Consider the following 23516-nt stretch of genomic DNA (forward strand, 5'->3'; position numbering starts at 1 on the left):
CGGTCGGGCCCTTCGTGGTGGATTCGGCTCGGCTCGGCCGCGGATCCGTTCAGCTCAGCCGCAGGTCCGCCAGGATCGGCATGTGGTCGCTCGGCGTGCCGCCCAGCACCTTCGCGTCGGCGGCGGCCATGCCCCGGTACATGATGTGGTCGATCGCGGCCATCGGGAACGACTCGGGCCAGGTGAAGCCCATCCCGGTGCCGGCCGCGTCCTGCGCGTCCGCCAGGTAGCGGGTGACCGGGCGCAGCGCCCGGTCGTCGGTGGTGCCGTTGAGGTCACCGGCCAGCACCACGTGCGGCGCGGTCTCGACCGCGAGCGACCGGGACAGTCGATCGATCGTGTCGTTGCGGTCGCCGACCGTGAAGCCGCTCGGGCCGAAGCGCACCGACGCGAGGTGCACGGCGTAGAAGGCCACGTCGCCCTTGGGCGTCTTGATCACCGTGCGCAGCGCGCGGGTGAAGCCCATCCCGACGTCGACCGCCTCGGCCTTGCTCATCGAGAAGTCCGCCGTGGTCCAGACCGCGACCGTGCCCTCGTGCTGCACGTTCGGGTACCGGCTCTTGAGCACCGCGTCGTACAGCTTCCACGCGCCCTCCGGCAGTTCCTCCAGGGCGATCACGTCGGCGTTCGCGCCGAGCAGCGAGCGGGCGGTGCCGGCCGGGTCGGGATTGCTCGCGTTCACGTTGTGGCTGAGCACCCGCAGGTCGTGCGGGCCGCCGCCGCGGCCGGGCATGAAGAAGCCGCCGAACATGGTCACCCACACCAGGATCGGCAGCATGGTCGCGGCCACCGCGGTCCACGAGCGACGGATCGCCGCGCAGGTCAGCAGCACCGGAACGACCAGGCCCGCCCAGGGCAGGAAGGTCTCCACGAAGCTGCCCCAGTTGCCCGGGGTGTTGGGCACCATCCGGTGGAACGCGAGCGGGAGGGTGGCCAGCACCGCGAACACGGCGATCACTCGGCCGCGGCGCCACGGCGGGGTGCGCCATGTGGCGACCGCACCATCCCGTACGCCCTGCCACGACCACCGTGACCCTCGCCGAGGACCTCCGTCGCCGGCCGGCTGCGGCTCGGCTCCGGTGTCCGTCGTGGTGGGCCACGTCATGCTGCCTCCTGAAGTCCCAGACTCGAGTCCCGACTGTGTCCGCGTCAACGTACGAACAAAACGTCCCCTACGTCGAAACGGACGCCGGAAAGCGGTCGATAGGTTCCCTATGGGCTCAGGAGCGAGCGCGAATCCCGCCGAGCAGCGCGTCCGCGATCTGGCCCGGCAGCTCCGGTTCCAGACTTGCGTTCTCCCGTACCAGCTTGCGTACCAGTATGGGGCCCGTGACCAGGTCCATCAGGACCTCCATCGGCAGGTCGGCACGCAGCTCGCCGGAATCCACCCCGCGTTGCAACAGGCCGCGCAGGATCGCCCGGCGTTTCTCCACGACCACCTCGTGATAGCGCCGGTGCAGCTCGGGATGGCTGCGGATCTCGCCGGAGAGCATCCCCATCAGCCCGTCGCCGCGCTTGTCCACCGCCTGGAGGCGCATGTGCTCCAGGACCAGGATCAGATCCTCGCGCAGCGACCGGCCCTTGAGCACCGCCGGCATCGCCTCGGCGGCCTCGACCGCCGCCACGATCAACGCCTCCTTGCCGGGCCAGCGGCGGTAGATGGTGGCCTTGCCCACACCCGCCTCCTGGGCCACCGCCTCGACGGAGATCGCGGCGATGCTGCGGTGCGCGTCGAGCAGGCGCAAGGTGGCGCCCAGGATCGCCCGTTCGGCTTCCTCGCTGCGCGGCCGACCCCGGCGGGGCTTGTCCGCCCCGCCGGGCTCGGTCGTGGTGTCGGCCAGGGGTTCGGCCGCTGATGCGGATGTCGCAGGCTGCATGTCAGACCTTCGCGGAGCGCGGTTCCTCGGCGGACCGTTCGATTCGGTCCGCTTCGGGGGCAGTCTGCCCGGACTCGCGGCGCGGCATCCACAGGAACACCACGACCGCGCCGATCAGCGCGACCACGGCGGAGCCGACGGAGGCGGCGTGCATGGCGTCGATGAAGCCGTCCTTGGCCGGGTCCACGAGCGCCGCGCCCTTGTCGCCGAGTCGGCCGGCCACCGCGAGCGTCGCCTCGACCGAGTCGCCGGCCGCGCCCTTGGGCACGTCCGGCGGGAGCTTGTCCAGGTCGCCGGAGATCCGGTCCCGATAGACCGACGAAAGCACCGAGCCCAGGATCGCCACGCCCAGCGCGCCGCCGACCTGACGCACGGTGTTGCTGACCGCGGAGCCGGCCCCGGCCTTCTCCCGCGGCAGCGAGGACATGATCGAGTTGGTGGCCGGCGGCATCACGTGCGCCATGCCCGCGCCCTGGACGAAGAACACCACGCACAGGATCCAGATCGGCGAGGTGCGATCCATGCCCAGGAAGGCCAGGAAGCTCAGGCCGACCAGGAGCATGCCGCCGGTGGTGACGGCGCGTACGCCGAACCGCTTGACCATCACCGAGCTGCGGGCCGAGAACATCAGTTGCGCGATCGCCAGCGGGAGCAGCAGCAGGCCGGTCTGCAGCGGGGTGTAGCCGCGCACGCTCTGCAGGTAGAAGGCCATGAAGAAGGTCACGCCCATGAGCGCGAAGAACACCAGGCCGATCGCGCCGGCCGCGGCGGAGAAGGCCGGGTCGCGGAAGAACTTGACGTCCAGCGCGGGATGGTCGCTGCGCTTCTCGAACCACACGAAGAAGGCGAGGACGACCAGGCCGAGCACGATCGTGCCGATCACCTCGACGCTGCCCCAACCCGCGTCGCCGCCTCGGATGATGCCGTAGACCAGCGAGACCAGTCCCGCGATGGACAGCGCGACCCCGATCGGGTCGAGCCGGCCGGGCCGGGGGTCGCGCGAGTCGGGCACCAGGAGCAACATCGCGACGATGCCGACCAGCACGATCGGGACGTTGATCAGGAAGACCGAGCCCCACCAGAAGTGGTCGAGCAGCACGCCGCCGGTGATCGGGCCGATCGCGATCGCCAGACCGACCGCGCCGGACCAGATGCCGATCGCCTTGGGTCGCTCGTGCGGCTCGAAGACGTTGCTGATGATGGACAGTGTGGCCGGCATCACGAACGCGCCGCCGAAGCCCATCACCGCGCGCGCGGTGATCAGTTGCCCGGGGCTTTGCGAGTAGGCGGAGAGCAGCGACGCGAGGCCGAAGATCACCATGCCGAACAACAGGGTGCGCTTGCGACCGAAGCGGTCGCCCAGGATGCCCGCGGTGAACAGCAGGCCGGCGAAGACCAGGGTGTAGGAGTTGATCGCCCACTGGAGCTCGCTCTGGGTGGCGCCCAGGCCCTTCTCCGGGTCGGCGATGGTCTTGATCGCGACGTTGAGGATCGAGTTGTCCAGGACGACGACCAGCAGGCTGATCACCAGGACGCCGAGGATGGCCCAGCGGCGGCGATGGATGTGCTCGTCGACCGTGCGTATGGGAGGAACGTGCGCTGAAGTCACGGGGGAAGCTCGATTCGTCGAACATGTGGGACCGGTTCGGGTTGCCTCACAGGCTAGGGCACTTTACGAAACGAGAACGTCTCGTATTGCAAAGCCTCGGCAAATGCCGGGCCGATGACCACTCGGCGAGCACCCGGCGGTCACCCGGAATCCGGCGTCCGACTCCCCTGTTGTCCTGTTACGGCGCGTGTCACCATGGCGTTGTCCGGGGACGCCGTCCGAGCGCCTCGAGTCGGGAGAACACCATGTCCAGCAACACATCCGCGCAGCCGATAGCCGCTTCGGGCGAGGGTCCGGGACTGACCCTGTACGGCGGCGAGGGAACCGGGCGCCGGGTCACCGTGCGCGACCTCGCCCGCGCCAAGCGAGCCGGCGAGCGCTGGCCGATGCTCACCGCGTACGACGCGATGATCGCCTCCGTATTCGACGACGCGGGCATTCCGGTGCTCCTGGTCGGCGATTCGGCGGGCAACAACCACCTCGGCTACGAGAACACCGTGCCGGTCACCATGGACCAGTTGGTGATGCTCACCGGCGCGGTCGTGCGCGGCACCAAGCGCGCGCTGATCGTGGCCGACCTGCCGTTCGGCTCGTACCAGGAGTCGCCCGAGCAGGCCCTGCGCAACGGCGTGCGACTGCTCAAGGAGGCCGGTGCCGGCGCGGTCAAGCTCGAGGGCGGACAGCGCTCGGCCCGTCAGGTCGAGGCGCTGGTCGCGGCGGGCGTGCCGGTGATGGCCCACCTCGGGCTCACCCCGCAGTCGGTGCACGCCTTCGGCGGCTACCGCGTGCAGGGCCGGGACGCGGAGAGCGCCGAGCAGTTGCTCGCGGACGCCAAGACGATGCAGGCCGCAGGCGCGTTCGCGGTGGTCCTGGAGTGTGTGCCGGAGGACCTGGCCGCGCGCGTGACCGAACAGTTGGAGATCCCCACCATCGGCATCGGCGCGGGTGTGCGCTGTGACGCCCAGGTGCTGGTGTGGACCGACATGGCCGGCATGACCACCGGCCACACCGCCAAGTTCGTCAAGCAGTACGTCGACCTGCGCGCCGTGCTCGGCGACGCGGCCAAGGCGTTCGCGGGCGACGTGGTCGGCGGCGCCTACCCGGGTCCGGAGCACACCTTCCACTGAGTGTCGGGTGGGGCCGTACGATCGAATTCCCGGTCGTACGGCCCCTTTCCCGCACCTGGAGCAGTTCGTGACGCACCCCTACGGAGACTACGGCCGCCGCCCCGCGGCCGGCTCGCTGCGCCACGTGCGACCGAGCCCGATCTTCCTCGCGATAGTCGCGGTCTGCGCCGCCTCGACCTGGTACACCTGGCACGACGACGGCTCCTCCGAGGCGGCCACCCGCACCGGGGTGTTCCTGCTGGTGATGTCCGGCTGGCTGGTGTCGTTGTGCCTGCACGAGTTCGCGCACGCGTTCGCCGCGCTGCGCTCGGGCGACGACAGCGTGGTGGGCAAGGGCTATCTGACCCTGGACCCGCTCAAGTACAGCGATCCGCTGTTGTCCTTCATCCTGCCGACGATCTTCGTGCTGCTCGGCGGCATCCCGCTCAGCGGCGGCGCGGTCTACCTGGACCGCTCGGCGATCCGCGGCCGGGTGCGCAACAGCATGGTGTCGGCGGTCGGACCGCTGACCAACGCGGTGCTGGCGATCGTGCTCGCACTGGTGTTGTCCTCCGGCGCGGTGGACGGCGCGAGCCCGACCTTCGTCGCCGCGTTCTCGTTCCTGATCCAGCTCCAGGTGATCGCGGCGGTGCTCAACCTGCTGCCGGTGCCGGGCCTGGACGGCTACGGCGTGATCGAGCCCTGGCTGCCGTACGACTTCCGGCGGGCCATCGCGCCGTACGCGCCGTACGCGATCCTGTTCCTGTTCGCGCTGTTGTGGTCGCCGTCGGTCAACGGCTGGTTCTACGACGTGATCGACCACGTCACCGACGCGCTGGACGTGTCGCCGTACCTGGCGAGCGACGGCTATCGGTTGTTCCGCTTCTGGTCCTGAGGATCCCCCGGACCCTGCCGGTCCCGGGCGCGCCGCCACCATCGGGTGAGTGGACCCGGGCCCCGGCGGGGCCGGGTCTCGTCCGGCGTCAGGTGGTGCTCGGGGATCTCGTAGCGGTGCAGGTAGCCGCCGACGAAGGCCTGTCCGGTGGCCGCGATCGGGATCGCGATCAGCGCGCCCACCACGCCCAGCAGCGCGGCCCCGGCGATCACCGCGCCGAACGCGACCGCCGGGTGGATCTCCACCGTGCGCGCGGTGATCCTCGGGTGCAGCAGGTAGTTCTCGAGTTGCTGGTACGCGGTGGCGAACGCCACCACCCACACGGCGGTCAACGGGCTCACCGTCAGCGCGATCAGCGCGGGGAGCACGATCGCGATGTAGGTGCCCACGGTCGGCACGAACTGCGAGATCAAGCCGACCCACAGCGCGAGCGGCACCGCGTACGGCAGGTCGAGCAGGAAGAAGACGAGATAGTGCGCGAACGCCGAGATCAGCGCGAGCGCGGCCCGCGAGTACAGATAGCCGCCGGTCTTGTCGATCGCGATCTCCCACCCGCGCAGCACCTCGGCCTGCCTCTCCGGCGGCAGCAGCGAGCACACCGCGCGGCGCATCCGCGGGCCCTCGGCGGTGAAGTAGAAGGTGAACAGCGCGATGGTGAACAACTCGAACAGGCCGGCCACGATCTTGGCGGACAGACCGAGCGCGTTGTTCGCCACCCGCTCGGCATAGCCCTGGACGGTGTCGGAGTCCTTGAAGATGTCGCCCTGGATCTTTTCCACGGTCAGGTCGGTGCCGAAGGTGCGGTTCACCCACGCCACCAGGTCGTCGAGGTAGTCGGGCAGGTGCCGCGCGAACGCGACCACCTGGTCCACCAGCAGCGAGCCCACCACCGTCAGGAAGCCGGCGCAAGCCAGGAAAACCACCACGAACGCGATGCCGGTGGCCGCGCCGCGCCGCATCCCGCGCCGGGCCATCCGGTCCACCGCCGGCTCGAAGGCGAGCGCGAGGAAGAACGCGAGCAGCAGGTCGATCAGCAGCGAGCGCAGGTGGGCCAGCGTCCAGCCGAGCAGCCGGAAGCCCGCGATCATCGCCAGGATCATGAACACGGCCCGCGGCAACCACGGCGGCATGCGATCGCGCGACCCGACCCGTGTGGTGGGGGTGTCGGGTGTGCTCACATGGGCTCCCTGTGCTCTTCCGCACCACTGTGTCGCGATGCGTATCCGATGACAGGAAGAGACTAGAGCGTCACGTTATGTCCATTTGGGCATGTCGCGGAGCCGCCCGGCGGTTCAGGCCCGTTTGGTCGTCGGCAGGTCCATCGAGACGCACACGCCACGCCAGACGTCCTTGGCCTCGATGCCCGCGGCCAGCGCCTCGTGTACGGTCCGCCCACCCAGCTCGGACATCACGTGGTCGCGGGCGAAGGACTCGGCGTACGAGTCGCCGAAGTGGGCGCGCATGCGTCGCCAGAAGTCGGTGAGTCCCATGCGACCAGTATCGCGGTCGCGCCGCGTCCCCCTGTCGCCCGCTTGTCGTCCGCCGCGAATGTCGGAGCCACGCGGCACCATGGGGAGTTATGCCACACGACGATCCCGCCTCGGCCCTGGCCGGCTTCTCCCTCGCCACTCGGGAGTGGTTCACCGGCGCCTTCCACGCGCCGACCCGGGCCCAGGAGGGCGCCTGGCGCGCCATCGCCGAGGACAAGGACGCGTTGGTGGTCGCGCCCACCGGATCCGGCAAGACCCTCGCGGCGTTCCTGTCCGCGCTGGATCGGCTCGCCGCCGAGCCGGTGCCGGCCGACCCGCGCCGGCGCTGTCGGGTGTTGTACATCTCGCCGCTCAAGGCGCTCGCGGTCGACGTCGAGCGCAACCTGCGCAGCCCGCTCACCGGCATCCGCCAGGCGTGCGTACGCCTGGGCCTGCCCGAGCCCGAGGTCACCGTGGGAGTGCGCTCCGGCGACACCCCGGCAGCCGATCGACGCCGGTTCGCGACCAAGCCGCCGGACATCCTGATCACCACGCCCGAGTCGCTGTTCCTGATCCTCACCTCGCAGGCCCGCGAAGCGCTGCGCGGGGTGGACACGGTGATCGTGGACGAGGTGCACGCGGTCGCGGGCACCAAGCGCGGCGCGCACCTGGCGCTGAGCCTGGAGCGGCTGGACGAACTCCTGGAGCGGCCCGCGCGCCGGATCGGCCTGTCCGCGACCGTGCGCCCGGTCGACGAGGTGGCCCGCTGGCTGCGCTCGACCGGCGACGTGCGTGTGGTCCAACCACCGGCCGCCAAGACGTTCGAGCTCTCGGTCGTGGTCCCGGTCGAGGACATGAGCGAGCTCGGCGGCGGCACCGGCGAGTTCGACGAGGCCGGCAACGAGCGCAAGGCCTCGGTGTGGCCGCACGTCGAGGAACGCATCGTCGACCTGATCCAGGCGCACCGCTCGACCATCGTGTTCGCCAACTCGCGCCGGCTGGCCGAGCGACTGTGCGGCCGCCTGAACGAGATCGCCTACGAGCGCGCCACCGGCGAGAAGCTGCCCGAGGACGCGTCGCCGGCCGAGCTGATGGCGCAGGCGGGCAGCAACCGCGGCGCGCCCGCGCTGCTGGCGCGCGCCCACCACGGCTCGGTGTCCAAGGAGCAGCGGGCCCAGGTCGAGGAGGACCTCAAGGCCGGCAGGCTGCCCGCCGTGGTGGCCACCTCGAGCCTGGAGCTGGGCATCGACATGGGCGCGGTGGACCTGGTCGTCCAGGTCGAGTCGCCGCCCTCGGTGGCCTCCGGCCTGCAGCGGGTGGGGCGGGCCGGCCACCAGGTGGGCGCGATCTCCCGAGGCGTGATCTTTCCGAAATTCCGCGGCGACCTGGTGCAGACCGCGGTGGTCACCGAGCGCATGCGCGAGGGCGCGATCGAGTCGGTGCGCGGGCCGCGCAATCCGCTGGACGTGCTCGCGCAGCAGATCGTCTCGATGGTGTCGATCGAGGACCGGGACGTGGACGCGCTGCTCGCGCTGATTCGCCGGGCCGCCCCGTTCACCGCCCTGCCCGCGTCGGCCTACGAGGCGACGCTGGACATGCTCGCCGGCCGCTACCCCTCGGACGCGTTCGCCGAACTGCGCCCGCGCATCGTGTGGGACCGGGTGGGCGGGGTGCTGTCCGCCCGCCCGGGCGCGCAGCGGCTCGCCGTCACCTCGGGTGGCACCATCCCCGACCGGGGCCTGTTCGGCGTGTTCCTGGTCGCCGGCGACGCGAAGTCGCGGGTCGGCGAGCTGGACGAGGAAATGGTCTACGAGTCGCGCGTGGGCGACGTGTTCACGCTGGGCACGTCGTCGTGGCGGATCGAGGACATCACCCACGACAAGGTGCTGGTCTCGCCCGCCCCCGGGGTGCCGGGCAAACTGCCGTTCTGGCACGGCGACGCGCTCGGACGGCCGGTGGAACTGGGTCGGGCGCTGGGCGCGTTCGTCCGCGAGGTGGGCGCGCTGCCGGCGGACCGGGCCCGCGAACGGGTGGCCGCCGCGGGCCTGGACCCGTGGGCGGTGGACAACCTGCTCGGCTACCTGGGCGAGCAGCGCGAGGCGTGCGGCCACATCCCGGACGACCGCACCATCGTGGTCGAGCGCTTCCGCGACGAGTTGGGCGACTGGCGGGTGGTGGTGCACTCGCCGTTCGGCGCCCAGGTGCACGCGCCCTGGGCGCTGGCCATCTCGGCCCGGCTGCGCGAGCGCACCGGTCTGGACGTGCAGACCATGCACGGCGACGACGGGATCGTGCTGCGGCTGCCGGACACCGGCATGCCCTTCGGTGAGCAGTCCTTCGGCGAGGAGCCCGACGATCTCGCGGCGGGTGCCCTGCCGCCGGACTTCGCGCTCTTCGAGGAGGCCGAGGTGGAGCCGCTGGTGACCGCCGAGGTCGGCGGCTCGGCGCTGTTCGCGTCCCGCTTTCGCGAGTGCGCGGCCCGCGCGCTGCTGCTGCCGCGGCGCATGCCGGGCCGGCGCACCCCCCTGTGGCAGCAGCGCCAACGCTCGGCCCAACTGCTCGCGGTGGCCAGTGAGTACGGCTCGTTCCCGATCGTCCTGGAAACGATGCGCGAGTGCCTCCAGGACGTGTTCGACGTGCCCGGCCTGACCGGCCTGATGCGCGACATCGCCACCCGCGCCGTGCGCATTGTCGAGGTCACCACCACCGAGCCCTCGCCGTTCGCCCGCTCGCTGCTGTTCGGCTACGTCGCGCAGTTCATGTACGAGGGCGACTCGCCGCTCGCCGAACGGCGGGCGGCGGCGCTCGCGCTCGACTCGCGGCTGTTGGCCGAGCTGCTCGGCCAGGCCGAGTTGCGCGAACTGCTCGACCCACAGGTGCTGGCCCGCACCGAGGCCGAGTTGCAACGACTGGCCGAGGATCGCCGGGTGCGCGACGCCGAGGGCGTCGCCGATCTGCTGCGGCTGCTCGGGCCGCTGACCACCGCCGAGGTCGCGGCGCGCGCCACGGGCGCCTTCGAGAGCGACTGGCTGACCGGCCTGGAGGATGCGCGTCGGGTGATCCGGGTGCGGATCGCGGGCGAGGAGCGCTGGGCCGGCATCGAGGACGCGGGCCGACTGCGGGACGCGCTGGGCACTCCCCTGCCGGTCGGCGTCCCCGAGGCGTTCACCGAGCCGGTCAAGGATCCGCTGGGCGACCTGCTGGCCCGGCACGCGCGCACGCACGGCCCGTTCCGGGCGGGCGAGGCCGCCGCCCGCTTCGGTCTGGGCGTCGCGGTGACCACGGGCACGCTGGAGCGGCTGGCCGCGGGCGGGCAGGTGGTCTCCGGCGAGTTCCGCCCCGGTGGATCCGGCCTGGAGTGGTGCGGCGCGGAGGTGCTGCGGATGTTGCGCCGGCGCTCGCTGGCGGCGCTGCGGCACGAGGTCGAACCGGTGCCGCCGGTCGCACTGGCCCGGTTCCTGACCGCGTGGCAGGGCGTCGGCGCGAGCGGGGTGCGCGGCCCGGACGGCCTGGTCCGGGTGATCGAGCAGCTCCAGGGCGCGAGCGTGCCGGCTTCGGCGCTGGAGAAGCTGGTGCTGCCCTCGCGCGTGGTCGACTACCACCCGGCGATGCTGGACGAGTTGTGCGCGGCCGGCGAGGTGGTGTGGGCCGGACACGGCGCGCTGCCCGGCAAGGACGGTTGGCTCTCGCTCTGCCTCGCGGACGCCGCGCCATACCTGTTCCCGCCGCCGGTGCCGCTGGAGACGACATCACTGCACACCGCGATCCTGGCCGCGCTGTCCGGCGGCTACGCGCTGTTCTTCCGGCAGTTGACCGAGCGGCTGGAACTGCCGGCTCCGGCGTCCGAGGCGGCGATCGCCGACGCGCTGTGGGACCTGGTGTGGTCCGGGCGGGTCACCGGTGACACGCTCACCCCGCTGCGCGCGCTGCTCGGCTCCGGGCGCACGTCCGGCTCCACCGCGCATCGCGCCCGGCGGGCGACCCCGCGCGGGCGGTACGCGGGACTGAGTCGGGGTCGTCCGGTCGCGTCCGGGCGCACCGGCCCGCCCACCGTGGCCGGCCGCTGGTCGCTGGCCCCCGCACCCGAGCCCGACCCGACCCGGCGCGCCCACGCGCTGGCCGAGACGCTGCTCGACCGGCACGGCGTGGTCACCCGCGGCGCGGTGGTCGCCGAGGGCAGCCCCGGCGGGTTCGCCGCCGCCTACAAGGTGCTGAGCGTGTTCGAGGACGGCGGCCGGGTCCGCCGGGGCTACTTCGTGGAGGGGCTGGGCGCCGCCCAGTTCGCCGCCGACGGCGCGGTGGACCGGCTGCGCGCGCTCCAGGGCGCGAGCGAGCGCCGCGAGCCGCACGAGGTGCCCGGCGCGGTGGTGCTGGCCGCCGCCGACCCGGCCAATCCGTACGGTGCCGCGCTGGCGTGGCCGGACCGTCCCGGCGAGACCGGCGGCGGCCACCGCCCGGGCCGCAAGGCGGGCGCGCTGGTGGTCCTGCTCGACGGCGAACCGATCCTGTACATCGAGCGCGGCGGGCGCACGTTGTTGTCCTGGACCGACGACCCGGACCGGGTCGGCCCCGCCGCCGAGGCGCTGGCCCACGCGGTGCGCGCGGGCGCGCTGGGCAAGCTGACGGTGGAGCGGGCCGACGGCGCCGAGGTGCTCACCTCCTCGCTGGGCAAGGCACTGGAGGCGGCCGGGTTCCATGCCACCCCCAGGGGGCTGCGCCTGCGAGGGTGACACCGTTTCGTTACACGAGCGCCCGGTCCGCGAAACACCCCGGTCATGTATGTCCAGCAGGATCGTGGTCACGGAAGGCGACGCGGGGAGCGATCCCGGTGACGCCGACCGGCACCATCCGCCCGTGGCGACCCTGCACGCGTCACGGTCGGAAGCACATGGATCCGGCGTCGCGAACGTGTTCCTGGCCGCGCGCTCGCGACGTCGGTCCCTGTGCGGCATCGCCTGCGGCGCCGCGACCCCCGGGGTTCGGCCGCACCGACGGGTCCGGGGGGACTCGGAAGGCCGGCCCCGGGCTCGGCTCCGGCCGCCGCCCGTCCGGGACAATGGTGGGGTGCCCGAAGGCGACAGCGTGTATCAGGTGGCGCGGCGGCTGCGCGCGGCCCTCGTGGACCGCCCACTGACCGTGACCGACTTCCGCGTGCCCGCCCTGGCGACCGTGGACCTGACCGGGCGCTCGGTCCTGGCGGTGGTCCCGCGCGGCAAGCACCTGCTGACCCGGATCGAGGGCGACCTCACGCTGCACACCCATCTGCGGATGGATGGCAGGTGGGAGATTCAACCCACCGGCCCGCGCCCGCTCCCCCGGCCCTGGCACGCGATCCGCCTGGTGCTGGCCAACGCGACACAGACCGCCGTCGGAATGCGGATGCCCGTGGTCGAACTGCTGCGCACCGCCGACGAGGCGACCGCGGTCGGCCGGCTGGGTCCGGATCTGCTCGGTCCGGACTGGGATCCGGTCGAGGCCGCACGCCGACTGGCCGAGCGCCCGGACCGGCCGATCGGCGAGGCGCTCCTGGACCAGCGCAACCTGGCCGGGATCGGCAACGTGTACCGGGCGGAACTGTGCTTCCTGCGCGGCATCACCCCCTGGACCCCGGTCGCGGCGGCCGGCGACCCGCACGCGTGGGCCGCCCTGGCGCACCGCCTGCTGTACGCCAATCGCGACCGGATCGGGCACGTCACCACCGGCGACACCCGACCGGGCCGGCGGCACTGGGTCTACGGGCGCGGCGGTCGCCCGTGCGCGCGCTGCGGCACCCCGATCCGACGAGCGGACCTGGGCGACCCGCCGCGGGTCGCGTTCTGGTGCCCGCGCTGCCAAGTGTCACCCGATGGGAGTACACCCGGTGACCGACGCCCGGGCGGTTCGTCGTACAGGGCATGAGCCCGCCCCGGATCGTGCCCACCCTGGTGTTGCCCGTCCTGCTCGTGGCCGCGGCCGGCTGCACCTCGGTGTCCGCGCCGAGCCCGTCGCCGCGCCCGGCGCCCCCGGCAGCGACCGCCGCCGCACCGTTCGCGCCCGTGCCGGAACCGACTCCCGCCGCCGAGGTCTCCGCGTTCGCGGCGGAGCCGGAGCCGGCGATCACTGCGATGGCGGGCGGGTCGGCCGAGTCCGAGGTGCCCGAGCCGGCCGGCCCGACCGCGACCGGGCAGGACCCGGATTCGCCGCCCCCGCCCCGGACCACCCGCCCGCGCCCGCGGGCCGAGAAGGGTGAGGCCCGGCCGGCCCGCACGAGGGCGCCGACCGGGCGGTCGAACCGGGTCGAGAGCGACCCGTGCGACGCCCTCGCGGCGGCCGGCGTGTTCCCCCGCGGCGGCGCCACGCACCGCTGGTGCCACTGGCAGGAGGGCCGGCGGTGACACCGATCTCGTTGCCCCACGCCTTTATTGACTGTTCGTCAGATGGCTCGTACGGTCGGCGCGCTGTGCACGCCTAGCGCCGGGAGGCCAACCGTGTTTCGTGAAGCCCTCGATCTGACCGGCCGAGTCGCCGTCGTCACCGGCGCGGCCTCGGGCATCGGCCGCTCCAGCGCCGAGGTGCTGGCCGACCTGGGCGCGACCGTGGTCTGCGCGGACATCCACGAGGCCGGGGCACAGGAGACCGCGAAGGCGATCGTGGCCGCCGGCGGCGCCGCGACCGCCGCCGGCGTGGACACCTCCAAGGCCGCCCAGGTGGACGCGCTGATCGGCGACGCGGTGGCCGCGCACGGCCGGCTCGACGTGCTCGCCAACATCGCCGGGGTGATGCATTCGAGCACGGTGATCGAGACCGAGGAAGCCGACCTCGACCGGGTCCTCGCGATCAACTTCAAGGGTGTCTTCTTCGGCTGTCGGGCCGCGGCGCGCGTGATGACCGCGCAGGGCTTCGGCAGCATCGTCAACATGGCCTCCGGCGCGGTGGACACCGCGACCTCGGGCCTGCTGTGCTACGGCGCGGCCAAGGCCGCGGTCGTGCAGTTGACCAAGACCCTGGCCACCGAGGTCGGTCCCAGCGGCGTGCGGGTCAACGCGGTCGCGCCGGGCTGGATCGTCACCGGGATGACCGGCCGGCACTGGACCGACGCGGACGGCAACGAGGACGAGGAGCGCAAGGCCGCCGTGGCCGCGCCGATGGCCCGGATGGCCCCGCTGCGCACAGTCGGCGAGCCCACCGACATCTCCTACGCGGTGGCCTATCTCGCCTCGGACGCCGCCAGGTTCGTCACCGGCCAGATCCTGCGCCCCAACGGCGGCATCGCGATGCCCTGGTAGACCACAGTCCGAACCCTCGCCCGTCCGACCCGCCATCCCGCGCCCGCACCGCCCGCGCTCATGCCGAAGCCCCGCCTCCCACAATCGGGAGGCGGGGCCGAGGCCGCGCGTCGCTCAGGCCTGGTTCTCGGCCTGGAACATCCAGCTCAGCTTTTCCAGGATCACACGCCCTCAAAAACGAGTGCCCTGGTCATGACGTGTTTTCCGTCTACTCGGCGCACACGGATCACGGGCCTGTGCGCCACTGGTGCGCCACGAGAAACGATCTTGGTCCAGGCGTCGACCACCACATCGTGCGCGTTCGGCGCCAGGTGCGCGTACCGCTGCGTTGTCTTAAAACTCTCGTGACCGAGCAGCGCCTGCACCCGATAGAGATCCACGCCCTCCATCACCAGCCAGCTGGCCGCCGTGTGCCGCAGGATGTGCTGCTTCTCGTACTCCATCACGTTGCCCTGGTCATCGGGCTCGGCCAACTTGCGCCAGGCCGGCTGCCACACTCCCACCCAGAACGTTCCGTACTTCACGTACTCCTGCTTGCGATTCACGAACAGCAGTCCACGCTTCGGGCGACGGGACATGCGTGCGCGAAGGCGTTCCACCAGGTGCGGCGGGATCGGTGCGGTGCGGCGGCTCTTGCTGGTCTTCGGGTACTCACGGATGCCATCCACCGTGGCGACGTGCCGGATGTGCACGAGGCTGTTGTCCAAGTCGATGTTGTGACAGTGGAGTCCGGCGAGTTCCTCCCACCGCAGGCCTACGTAGGCGCCGAACTCAACGAGGTCGGCCCACTGGTCGTCGATCTCGCCGACGGTCTCGATGAGACGCTCGGCCTGGCGGTGCGAGAGGAAGTGATGCGGAGGCTCCGCCACCGTCGGGAGGGTGATGCCGACCGCGGGGGACGCCGGGATGTACTCGTTCACCACGGCCGACGAGAGCATCCCCGCGAGGAGGTTGTAGAGCTTGCCGACTGTCGGAGCGCCCACCTTGTCGGCGATGCTCGCGATCCAGACCTGGATGTCGATCTGCTTGATTGCGCCCACCGACCAGCCGCCCCAGTAGGGCTGGATGTGGTTCTTCCACTGCCCCTCGTAGTTGCGTCGGGTACCCGGTTCGATGAGGCGGGACGCCAGGTAGAGCGGTCCCCACGTGGACATCAGCGTCTTGCCGAGGGACGGGTCTCGCCACCGCATCGCGTCCTTTGACGCCTCCTGCTTCGTGCCCCACGCCTTCGCCTGGGTCTTCAATGGAAATGTCTCGGTGTGCTTTTTCCCGTTCGGTCCGCGCACCGTGCACTGCCATTTACCGGAAGGTAGCAATCGGAGATACATGATCAAATCCCTAGCTGGATTGCGTCGCCGCCGCCCCAGCTGTCGGAAATCCGCCGGTGCTCGGCGAGGCTCAGATTCTTGATTCGGACATGAAGCATCTGTTCAGTTACCGCCAGCTGTTCGGCAGCGTCGAACGGCGGTAGGCGTTCGGCGAGAACGCTCATCAATGAACCGAGCGGAATGAGTCGCGCCGCGGCGAGCTGAGTGGTCCAACGCTCCAGCCGTCGAGCAATACGCGCCGTGCCCAGGCCCCCACCTGCACACTGTGCGTGGTCGTACTCAGCGTGCACCAGCTCGTGAGCCAGTGCACACCGGCGTTCAACACACGTGAGTTCACTGTTAATTGCGATCCCGCGAATGTCCGGGAACCACATGCCTGCCATTCCGCCGGGCAGCGGGATTTCACCGTATGTAATGTCGGGCCGCTGGCTGAGTTCAGCCCATGGATTATACGGCCGAGCGGTTGTCAGTTCCATCGAGGTCGCTCCCCCTCGCGCTCCAACAGCGCGCCGCACGGAGCGGACTCCCACGCTCCGGTCGGCCGAACCGTCACGGTAACGCAAAAGCGGGAAACATTCAGGAACGTTCGAAACTATAACTGCATGTATCTGGATCGTTACGCTCGCTTGCGGCCAGGGTCGCCGTACTTGATGCCGAGCAGGAAATCTTTGACCCTCTGGATCTGCTCGGGCGTAGCCGTTGCCAGTTCAACTAGCACATCGGGGTCGATGCCGTAACCCACCGGCATCGCCCCGGCGGCCTGCCCCCCGCCCCCGCCAGGCGCCTCCAGGAGCACTCTGGGGCTCTCACCTGCAAGGACATTCTCGTAGGACCCCGGCGCCCATCCCACTGCCCGCTCGACTCGATGCAGAGTGCTCGCCCGGTAGCTCTCTCTACGCCCCGCCTCGATGTCGCCCAGGATGCGGCTCGACAGATCCACCGCGCGCGCGAGATCTTCCAGGGTCTTGTAGCCAGCGGCGATCCGCGCGGCTTGGAGTTCACGCCCGAGATGCTTCCAGTCACGTGTCGACATAGCTCCTCCTCTCTCCATGTTCCGGAACGTACAGGAACGATGCCCACCGTAGGGCGCCTTGTTCGTCATTGGCAGGCACAGATCCAGCCGTTTCGGTGGCATGCGCCACCAGAGAAGGAACGTTCCGAACGTTCTTGACGAACGTTCCTGAATGTTCCTACAGTTGCGGCATGCCCCAACTCCACGACACAGGGCTCCGGATCAACGGGCCTGCCCTGAAGGTCATCCGTGCACGCTCCGGCTGGACACCGACCCAGTTCGCTGAGGCCGTCGGTGTGAGCCGGGAGTACCTCTCCAACATCGAGGCCGGTCGCCGGCGGGTTGTCGCCGCCGACAAGGTGCGCGCATTCACCACCGTTCTCGACGTGCCGCTCGCCGCAATCCTCGCCGTGGGCCACCAGGTCGAGGGCGCCGCATGAAACCGCAGCCGAAGACGTCAACGCCGACCGTGCTGCTGCCTATCCCCGAGGTGGCGCGTCGGCTCGGCATCTCGCGCCCGTCGGTCTACGACCACATCGCTCGCGGCAACCTCGGCGAGATCGTCCCCGTCGGCACCGGCATGCGGCCCCGAGTCCGCGTGACCGAAGCGGCGGTGACCGCCTTCATCGAGCGGCGCACTTCGCACGCGGCCTGATCAACCCACCCCACCCATGGGTGAGGCCGTCCGCCGACGACCGGATGCGACCCGGTCTCGCCAGCGGCACGGCCTCTGCCCGCCACACGCAGCACTACAGAGGAGTGGCAGACACGTGAACCACAGTATCGAGATCCCGATCGGGCGGCCGATGTCGAGCCAGGCCATTGCCGCCGCGCTCGTCGCCGGCACCATCGCGCTGAACCCCGGCTTGCCCGCCCTGGAGTGGTCGGTCGCCGCGGACGGCAGCGTGCGCGGAACGCACAACAAGGCGCCCGATGCCGAGGTTCACGCGGCTTTGACCGTGTGGGCCGCGTTGTTCGGCGAGCCGCTGCGGACGCTCGGGTCCTGCCGAGCAGACCGCAAGACCTACGGCGTCGAGATTGCGCACGGCTCCGTCGCCGTGTTCCTGTCCGGCGTCGGCCTCATCGACGCTGTCGAGCCGTCAGCCCCGGTTCTGCCCGCCGAGCTCGCGCACATCGAGCAGCCGGTGAGGCTGCCGATCCTCACCCGGCAGGGCGGCGCGGCACACATGACCCAGGCCCAGCTCGATGGCACCGTGTGCGTGCGCTGCGGCCTGGCAGACCCGGTCTGCTCGACGCCGGTCGCCGTCATGTCCGGCTACGGCCAGGCGCTTGCCTGCTCGCCGGCCTGCCCCGCCCCGCAGCCGGATCCGACCGACCCGGTCGAGGACGAGGCGCGGCCGCACCCCGCCTGGCACCAGGCCGGTGCCCCGGGCCGGTGGGAGCGCGCCGTGATCGGTGTGCTGTGGGCGGTCGAGATGCTCGACGCCAGCGAGATCAGCCCCGCCGACCCCGGTCCGGGTGCCTACCTGTTCGCGCCGCGGTCGTGGCCGGGCGACGGCGTGAGCCGGGTCGGCCTCGACCTGACTGCCGGGCTCCTCGCCGCGGATGCCGCGATTGCCGAGTGGGCCGTGGCCCAGGCCGTCGAGATCGACGAGCAACGCCGGCTGCGCGAAACCGCCGGCGACGCCGACCCGGTCGATTCCGCGCCCGAGCAGTGCCAGAACTGCGGCCGGGCGGCAGCGACGCATCGGTACGTGACCGGCTTGTGGGTCTGTGACCAGTGCGGCCCGTCCTCGGGCGTCCTGGTCCCCCAGCAGCGCGACCGCCGCGCAGAACCCGGAGGAAGCTACTGATGCCCCGCAAGAGTGCCAAGGAATGGAACGCCGGCCAGACCGGCGAGTCAAAGACGCCGATTCGGTCGTCGGTGATCGAGCAGTGCACGGTCGAGCGGTGCGGCGACCTCGCCTCCTCGCGCCGGCTGCCGCGCGGGTGGGTCCGCGCGTCGGTGTCGGGGTCGAGCGAGCCGGCCCGCGAGTGGTGCTCGGGCTGGTGCTCGGCGGTGGGCATCGCGCTCGCCGAGCTGCGCATGCAGGACGCCGGATGAGCGCGTCCACCGCGCTGGTCGCCGCCCCCGTGTCGGGGGCGGCGGTCCCGGCGACCGTGCCGCGCCTGCCCGCGCCGATCACGCCCGACGGCGGCGCGGCCCTGGTCGCCGCGCCGGTCGTCGAGTCGATCGGGACCTGCCCGACGTGTGTGGGCACGCCTCGTCTGGGCGTGCACACCCGATGCGGGTGGCTGTGCTGGACGTGTCGGGTGGTGCACCCATGGGCGTGATCGTGCTGGTCGTGGTGTGCACGACCGCGGTGGGGGCGCTCTGGTGGGTCGGAGACCTGGTCGCCTGCCGGCGCGCCGCCCGGCTGCTCGCGGCCATGGTGCTCGACCCGGAGGTCGACCACCGGGCCGGCCGCACCGTGCCGGTCCTGGTCCCCGCGCCACCGCGCTCGTCCTGCTGGGTCTGCAACCCCTACACCGAGCATCGCGACGGGCACCTGTGCCCGGACTGCCGCTTGGCCCTGGTCCTCGATCCCGACCGCCCCCTGCCGTTGTGGGACGGCACGGAAGAGGACGACGACCCGCAAGGTCCGGTGCCGGACGCCTGTCCGCACTGCGCGGCGCGGTCGTGCCCTCGGCACGACACCTCGAGGTAGCCGGCCATGACCAGCGAGGCCAGGCCAGCGGCGTGCACCTGGGGAGTGCCCGGCGGGCCGTGCGGGGCGACCGACGGCGTCCACCGCTACCAGCACGGCCACCGCTGCCCCGCACACCTGCACGGCGCCCGACCGCCCGAGCAGCCGCCGCCCGGCCCGCCGGTACCCGTCGTCCCGCTCGAACAACTCGACCTGCTGGCACACCCCGATTGATCCGGTGGCCGGCGTACCCACCGCCGGCCACCACCGCCCGCGCCCTGCACGAAAGCGAGACCAGACCTTGAGCGTCGAGGCAGTGAAGTGGGCCATGGTCGATGCGCCCATGCTGCGAACCAAGGCGGGCAACCGGGATGCGCCTGCGCGCCAAGTCCTTCAGGTCTTGGGGGAGTTCGCGAACTCGGACGGCACCGAGGCCCGGCCGTCGGTCAGGAGCATCGCGTACCGCACCGGTCTCGCGCGGCCCACGGTCCACCGGATTCTGCGCCGGCTGGAGGACGGAGGGTTGATCAAGGCGGTCGGCACAGTGAACGACTGCGTGAACTACACCCTGCAACTCCACCTCAAGCGGCCGGCATCCGACTGGACCGACCTGGAGAGGGAGGAGGAGCGCGAGCGCGCCGCAGTCGCCGCCCGCGTACGAAAGCACCGTGAGGCCACGCGCGTAACGAACGCAGGGTCCGTTACTGAAACGGCGTCAGAGTCCGTTACGGCCACCGATGTAACGCACGCAGAGTCCGTACGTAACGGCGCCGAACACCGTTACCTCAACGATGTAACGCACTCTGCGTCCGTATGTAACGCACCCAAAGCTGCCCTACCCATCAATGACCCACCCATCGAAGAAGACCCACCCGTAGACCCGCTGGCGGTTGCGTATCGCTTCGGGGCCTCCGGCGGGGCGGCCGAGCCGCCCGAGGCTGGCAACGACGACGAGGCGGTCGACGGCGAGTTCGTCGAACCCGATCCGCCGGTCACCACCCAGACACTCATCCGCGAGTGGCTCGCGTACGTGCCGCACCGACCGCCCGGCCAGGTCATCGGTCACGCGTCGCGGTTGCTCAAGGAAATGCTCGACGAGGGCATCGACCCGCAGTTCGTTCGCCACGGCCTGGCGAACTGGGTCCGCGCCGGCAAGCACGCCTCGACCCTGCCCAGCTTCGTCAACGAGCTGATGAACGCCGGCACCACCCTTCCGAGCGCCGCCCTTGGCGGCGACGGTCGGCGCCTGTCCGCAGCCGATCAACGCTGGGCTGCCGGTACCGCCCTCGCCGACAAGTACCGGGCCGAGGAAGCCGCCGAGGAAGCCGCCTACGCCGCCCTCACATCCCAGGAAGCAGGCACCCCGTGAAGAAGTCCGAGATCGCACAACTCCTCACCCTGGCCGCCTCGTTCGATCTGCGGATCGTCGGTGACGCCGACGTCGCCGCATGGCACCTGATCCTGGGCAAGGTCGACTACACCGACGCCCAGGCCGCCGTCCTCCTGCACTACCGGGACGAGACCCGTCGGATCATGCCCGCCGACGTCCGCCGCCACGTGCGCCAGATCCGCAACGACCGCGCCGAGCACAACGGGGGCCCGGTCATGGGCGGCACGTCCCGCCGCGTCCCCCAAGTCGACCCCGACGACCACGTCGCCTACCGCGCGGCCCTGCGCGAGGAACGCCGAGTCCTCGCTTCCGACCTCGCGGCCATGCCCGAGCTCGCCGCGCTCCTGGACGGCGCCGGCGAACGCCTGTCGATCGCACGCGTCACGGTCGAGCGGGTCACCATGCAGCGGCCGAGCGTGCGGGCGTACTCCGTCCCCTGCCGCCACTGCCACGCCGACCCCGGCGACCGGTGCGTCACCCGCGTCCACGGCGCCCCCCTGACCGACCCGCACGACAGCCGCGTCGACGACGCCCACGCCGCGGCCGCCGCCCGGGACGCCGCACCCGCCGACCAGGGCGACGACCAGGGCGACGACCGGTGAAACGACACAAGCGCATCCAGGGGCAGCAACGAATCCCCATGCGCCCGGAACGCGCCGTGCCCTGCACGCACTGCGGCGCGCAGGCCCACCAGCCCTGCACCAACGCCCGCGGCCGCGCCTTGCACAACTCGCACGCCAGCAGGTTCGCCGACGCCGAGCAGCCCATCGAACTCACCCGCAGGGAGCCCGAATGAATCACCCGACCAGCCCCTACGCCACCGCCGACCCCGCGCTGCGCCACGCGATCCCCAGCCTGTTCGGGCGGCAGCCGCTGCCCGGCCGCCTGACTCTCACCGCGTGCGGCGAACTCGCCGTCGTGCCCGACGTCCCGCCGGTGCACCTCGACCGGGACCATGCCGTGCCCGACGACCTGTGCCCGCGCTGCGCCGCCGCCTGCCAGGACGCCGACGCCGAACCGGACACCCGCCCGTACAGCGTGTGCCGGGTGTGCGAGGGCCTGACGCAGCACGACGGGTTGTGCGCGCTCTGCCGCACCGACGCCCACGAACTCTCCCGCACCGGCGGGCAACCGGCCCTGTCGTTCGCCGACAACCTCACCGCAGCCGCCGCGGCCGCCGGCCTGCCGCTGCCCACCCTGCGCCCCGACCTGCTCGACCCCACGACGGTGCACGTCCACGTACACCTCACCGCCCTCGACCAGTGGACCGCGTGGCGCGAGCTGGTCGCGGTCGAACACGGCACCGAGACCAACCGAAGCCGCTACACCCACGCGCCCGGCACGTACGACGGCCGACGCGTCGTGCTGATCGGCCACGGCCTGCCCGGACTGCGCGCCGCCACCCGCACCACACCGCTTCCGCCCTTCGGCGCTCCCCGCACCTGATCCACCCGACCCAGCAGGAGGAACCGTGCCCGACACCACGCCCGCCGACTACTACTTCCTGGCCCTCGAATCCGGCGACGGCCTCACGATCCGCCCCGTGGTCGACGGCGGCTGCGGGATCACCCTCCACACCACCGAGGAGGGCGTGCACCTGGCCCCCGACGTCGCAGAGGAGGTCATCGCGATGATCCGGCGCGGCTGCGGCTGCGGCACCGGCGACGCCGAACCCGTCGACGGAGTCGACCTCGACCTGGTCGAGGAGGACCAGGCCGCCGTCGCCCGCATTCAGGACGACGAGGCCACCACAGAGGAACTCGCGTTGGTCGACCCGGCGATGCGACGGCTCCTCGACGAGCACATGCCCGCCCTGGTCGCCGCCGTGCGCCGGCTGCGTGCCGACCTGGGCATGCACGACACCGCCACGATCGAGGCCGCCCGCGACCAGGACGCCGCCGACGAGGACGCCACCCGGTACCGGCGCGCCCTCGCCAACCTGCGCACCGAGGCCGACACCGCCGTCGGATACCTGGCCGGCTACGCCACCCGCGTCCTCGGCCGCGCCCAGGCCGCCGAGACACGCGTCACCGCACTCACCGACGCCGAATGCCTCGACCGCGAGACGGCCCGGATGCGGATGCTCGGCACGCTGCACCGCTCCGCAGAGGAAGACCTGAGCACGGCCTGGGCCACCGCACTCACCTACGCCGCGCAACAGATCGAGGCCCTGGGCAGCAGTCCCGAGGACTACGAGCTGGTGCCCGGCTGGGGAGACGCCGTCAAGCGGTTGCGCGCCCTGGCCGTCGAGCACGGGCCGACGGGCGGCCGGTCCTGATGTTCGACCCCGCCTCCCACCTGCCGATCCTGCGGGGCGGCCTGCGCTGGCTGTACGAGACCCGACAGCCGCGCCGCGCCCTGGTCGAGCAGCACGGCGTCACCCTGCGCGGCCCGGCCGGCTCGAACCGACTCATCACGTGGGTGCCCGCCGGCGCCGACGGAACGCCGGTCGTCATCCTCGGTGTCGCCCGCGTCGACCACGACCCCGAACGGGGACCGACCGTCCTCGCGCCCGGCGAACTCGACGCACTGGTCGGCGCGTTGCGGGACTTGGGCGCCGACCCGGTCGAGCGGTGGCACGGACACACCGGGGCCGGCACCACCGGCAGCGTGCGCCTGGCCCGCCGGGCACACCGCACCCTGCTCGCCGCGGTCGACCGCTACCGGGCCGGCTGCCCACGGCACCCCGCCCGCGACGACTGGGATTGCGACTGGTTCGCACGCGGCCGTGCCCGCCTCAAAGACCCACGTCCGGTCGTCACCGACCTCGCCGACTTCATCGCGGACGGGTGGTGACCACAACACCCCGACCGACACACGCAGGCCCGGGGGGGGGGGGGGGGGGGGGGGGGGGGGGGGGGGGGGGGGGGGGGGGGGGGGGGGGGGGGGGGGGGGGGGGGGGGGGGGGGGGGGGGGG

At 71.8% G+C, this 23516-nt stretch carries 27 protein-coding genes; 19 read left to right on the forward strand and 8 right to left on the reverse strand.

What is annotated here, in order from left to right; translation table 11 throughout:
• Positions 1 to 49: 49 nt before the first annotated feature.
• From ACZ4FV_RS39575 to ACZ4FV_RS39585, 3 genes are all read right to left on the reverse strand, one after another.
• Positions 50 to 1105 (reverse strand): endonuclease/exonuclease/phosphatase family protein, encoded by a 1056-nt coding sequence (locus ACZ4FV_RS39575; protein ID WP_395862232.1) that lies wholly within the window; start codon positions 1103 to 1105, stop codon positions 50 to 52.
• A 115-nt stretch (positions 1106 to 1220) separates the two neighbouring features.
• On the reverse strand, positions 1221 to 1877 hold the full coding sequence (locus ACZ4FV_RS39580; protein WP_395862230.1) for a TetR/AcrR family transcriptional regulator: 657 nt from the start codon (positions 1875 to 1877) through the stop codon (positions 1221 to 1223).
• 1 nt (position 1878) lies between these two features.
• Positions 1879 to 3486, reverse strand: a complete 1608-nt coding sequence (locus ACZ4FV_RS39585) for an MFS transporter (RefSeq protein ID WP_395862228.1) — start codon at positions 3484 to 3486, stop codon at positions 1879 to 1881.
• Positions 3487 to 3731: 245 nt separating this feature from the next.
• Between ACZ4FV_RS39585 and panB the strand changes: the two genes are divergently transcribed.
• Together panB and ACZ4FV_RS39595 are read left to right on the forward strand one after the other, a co-directional pair.
• Entirely contained in the window at positions 3732 to 4613 is an 882-nt protein-coding gene (gene panB / locus ACZ4FV_RS39590) for a 3-methyl-2-oxobutanoate hydroxymethyltransferase (protein WP_395862226.1), read from the forward strand.
• Positions 4614 to 4680: 67 nt separating this feature from the next.
• Positions 4681 to 5487 (forward strand): site-2 protease family protein, encoded by an 807-nt coding sequence (locus ACZ4FV_RS39595; protein WP_395862224.1) that lies wholly within the window; start codon positions 4681 to 4683, stop codon positions 5485 to 5487.
• On the opposite strand, the gene ACZ4FV_RS39600 is transcribed toward ACZ4FV_RS39595, so the two are convergent.
• Positions 5460 to 6665 (reverse strand): AI-2E family transporter, encoded by a 1206-nt coding sequence (locus tag ACZ4FV_RS39600; RefSeq protein ID WP_395862222.1) that lies wholly within the window; start codon positions 6663 to 6665, stop codon positions 5460 to 5462. The genes ACZ4FV_RS39595 and ACZ4FV_RS39600 overlap by 28 nt on opposite strands.
• A 114-nt stretch (positions 6666 to 6779) precedes the next feature.
• Positions 6780 to 6977: a DUF3046 domain-containing protein gene (locus tag ACZ4FV_RS39605; RefSeq protein ID WP_360304842.1), complete on the reverse strand. Its 198-nt coding sequence runs from the start codon at positions 6975 to 6977 to the stop codon at positions 6780 to 6782.
• Positions 6978 to 7066: 89 nt separating this feature from the next.
• Between ACZ4FV_RS39605 and ACZ4FV_RS39610 the strand changes: the two genes are divergently transcribed.
• The 4 genes from ACZ4FV_RS39610 (at position 7067) to ACZ4FV_RS39625 (ending at position 14221) form a co-directional block, all read left to right on the forward strand.
• Positions 7067 to 11686 carry an ATP-dependent helicase gene (locus ACZ4FV_RS39610; protein ID WP_395862220.1) on the forward strand — a complete coding sequence of 1540 codons (4620 nt, stop codon included), beginning with the start codon at positions 7067 to 7069 and terminating at the stop codon, positions 11684 to 11686.
• 334 nt (positions 11687 to 12020) lie between these two features.
• Entirely contained in the window at positions 12021 to 12854 is an 834-nt protein-coding gene (locus tag ACZ4FV_RS39615; RefSeq protein WP_395862218.1) for an Fpg/Nei family DNA glycosylase, read from the forward strand.
• Positions 12851 to 13330: a hypothetical protein gene (locus tag ACZ4FV_RS39620; protein WP_465325496.1), complete on the forward strand. Its 480-nt coding sequence runs from the start codon at positions 12851 to 12853 to the stop codon at positions 13328 to 13330. Before ACZ4FV_RS39615 ends, ACZ4FV_RS39620 begins: the two co-directional genes overlap by 4 nt.
• Before the next feature lie 93 nt (positions 13331 to 13423).
• Positions 13424 to 14221, forward strand: coding sequence for an SDR family NAD(P)-dependent oxidoreductase (locus tag ACZ4FV_RS39625; RefSeq protein ID WP_465325498.1), 798 nt, complete (start codon positions 13424 to 13426; stop codon positions 14219 to 14221).
• 161 nt (positions 14222 to 14382) lie between these two features.
• Here the strand turns inward: ACZ4FV_RS39625 and ACZ4FV_RS39630 are convergent, their stop codons facing one another.
• The 3 genes from ACZ4FV_RS39630 to ACZ4FV_RS39640 form a co-directional block, all read right to left on the reverse strand.
• On the reverse strand, positions 14383 to 15549 hold the full coding sequence (locus ACZ4FV_RS39630) for a tyrosine-type recombinase/integrase (RefSeq protein WP_465325499.1): 1167 nt from the start codon (positions 15547 to 15549) through the stop codon (positions 14383 to 14385).
• A 2-nt stretch (positions 15550 to 15551) separates the two neighbouring features.
• Entirely contained in the window at positions 15552 to 16025 is a 474-nt protein-coding gene (locus ACZ4FV_RS39635; protein WP_465325501.1) for an ImmA/IrrE family metallo-endopeptidase, read from the reverse strand.
• A gap of 140 nt (positions 16026 to 16165) precedes the next feature.
• Positions 16166 to 16582: a helix-turn-helix domain-containing protein gene (locus ACZ4FV_RS39640; protein ID WP_465325503.1), complete on the reverse strand. Its 417-nt coding sequence runs from the start codon at positions 16580 to 16582 to the stop codon at positions 16166 to 16168.
• Positions 16583 to 16752: 170 nt separating this feature from the next.
• On the opposite strand from ACZ4FV_RS39640, the gene ACZ4FV_RS39645 reads away from it, so the two are divergent.
• The 13 genes from ACZ4FV_RS39645 to ACZ4FV_RS39705 all read left to right on the forward strand — a co-directional run bounded on the left by ACZ4FV_RS39645 (position 16753) and on the right by ACZ4FV_RS39705 (position 23395).
• On the forward strand, positions 16753 to 17001 hold the full coding sequence (locus ACZ4FV_RS39645; RefSeq protein ID WP_465325505.1) for a helix-turn-helix domain-containing protein: 249 nt from the start codon (positions 16753 to 16755) through the stop codon (positions 16999 to 17001).
• Positions 16998 to 17216 carry a helix-turn-helix transcriptional regulator gene (locus ACZ4FV_RS39650; protein ID WP_465325507.1) on the forward strand — a complete coding sequence of 73 codons (219 nt, stop codon included), beginning with the start codon at positions 16998 to 17000 and terminating at the stop codon, positions 17214 to 17216. Before ACZ4FV_RS39645 ends, ACZ4FV_RS39650 begins: the two co-directional genes overlap by 4 nt.
• 115 nt (positions 17217 to 17331) lie before the next feature.
• Complete coding sequence (locus ACZ4FV_RS39655; RefSeq protein ID WP_465325510.1) at positions 17332 to 18375, forward strand: hypothetical protein; 1044 nt, start codon at positions 17332 to 17334, stop codon at positions 18373 to 18375.
• Positions 18375 to 18626 carry a hypothetical protein gene (locus ACZ4FV_RS39660; protein ID WP_465325513.1) on the forward strand — a complete coding sequence of 84 codons (252 nt, stop codon included), beginning with the start codon at positions 18375 to 18377 and terminating at the stop codon, positions 18624 to 18626. The genes ACZ4FV_RS39655 and ACZ4FV_RS39660 overlap by 1 nt, the downstream gene beginning before the upstream one ends.
• On the forward strand, positions 18623 to 18856 hold the full coding sequence (locus tag ACZ4FV_RS39665; RefSeq protein ID WP_465325515.1) for a hypothetical protein: 234 nt from the start codon (positions 18623 to 18625) through the stop codon (positions 18854 to 18856). Before ACZ4FV_RS39660 ends, ACZ4FV_RS39665 begins: the two co-directional genes overlap by 4 nt.
• Positions 18847 to 19230: a hypothetical protein gene (locus ACZ4FV_RS39670; protein ID WP_465325517.1), complete on the forward strand. Its 384-nt coding sequence runs from the start codon at positions 18847 to 18849 to the stop codon at positions 19228 to 19230. Before ACZ4FV_RS39665 ends, ACZ4FV_RS39670 begins: the two co-directional genes overlap by 10 nt.
• A gap of 6 nt (positions 19231 to 19236) precedes the next feature.
• Positions 19237 to 19443, forward strand: a complete 207-nt coding sequence (locus tag ACZ4FV_RS39675) for a hypothetical protein (RefSeq protein WP_465325519.1) — start codon at positions 19237 to 19239, stop codon at positions 19441 to 19443.
• A 67-nt stretch (positions 19444 to 19510) separates the two neighbouring features.
• The gene (locus ACZ4FV_RS39680) at positions 19511 to 20578 is read left to right on the forward strand and encodes a helix-turn-helix transcriptional regulator (protein ID WP_465325521.1); all 1068 of its coding nucleotides are present in this window, start codon (positions 19511 to 19513) and stop codon (positions 20576 to 20578) included.
• Positions 20575 to 21201 carry a zinc finger domain-containing protein gene (locus ACZ4FV_RS39685; protein ID WP_465325523.1) on the forward strand — a complete coding sequence of 209 codons (627 nt, stop codon included), beginning with the start codon at positions 20575 to 20577 and terminating at the stop codon, positions 21199 to 21201. Before ACZ4FV_RS39680 ends, ACZ4FV_RS39685 begins: the two co-directional genes overlap by 4 nt.
• Before the next feature lie 38 nt (positions 21202 to 21239).
• Positions 21240 to 21395 (forward strand): zinc finger domain-containing protein, encoded by a 156-nt coding sequence (locus ACZ4FV_RS39690; RefSeq protein WP_465325525.1) that lies wholly within the window; start codon positions 21240 to 21242, stop codon positions 21393 to 21395.
• Entirely contained in the window at positions 21392 to 22045 is a 654-nt protein-coding gene (locus ACZ4FV_RS39695) for a hypothetical protein (protein ID WP_465325526.1), read from the forward strand. The genes ACZ4FV_RS39690 and ACZ4FV_RS39695 overlap by 4 nt, the downstream gene beginning before the upstream one ends.
• A 25-nt stretch (positions 22046 to 22070) precedes the next feature.
• A complete protein-coding gene (locus ACZ4FV_RS39700; protein ID WP_465325527.1) occupies positions 22071 to 22877 on the forward strand; it encodes a hypothetical protein in 807 nt (268 codons plus the stop codon).
• Positions 22877 to 23395 (forward strand): hypothetical protein, encoded by a 519-nt coding sequence (locus tag ACZ4FV_RS39705; RefSeq protein WP_465325528.1) that lies wholly within the window; start codon positions 22877 to 22879, stop codon positions 23393 to 23395. The genes ACZ4FV_RS39700 and ACZ4FV_RS39705 overlap by 1 nt, the downstream gene beginning before the upstream one ends.
• Positions 23396 to 23516 lie beyond the last annotated feature (121 nt).

This window comes from Embleya sp. NPDC025285, assembly GCF_055558835.1.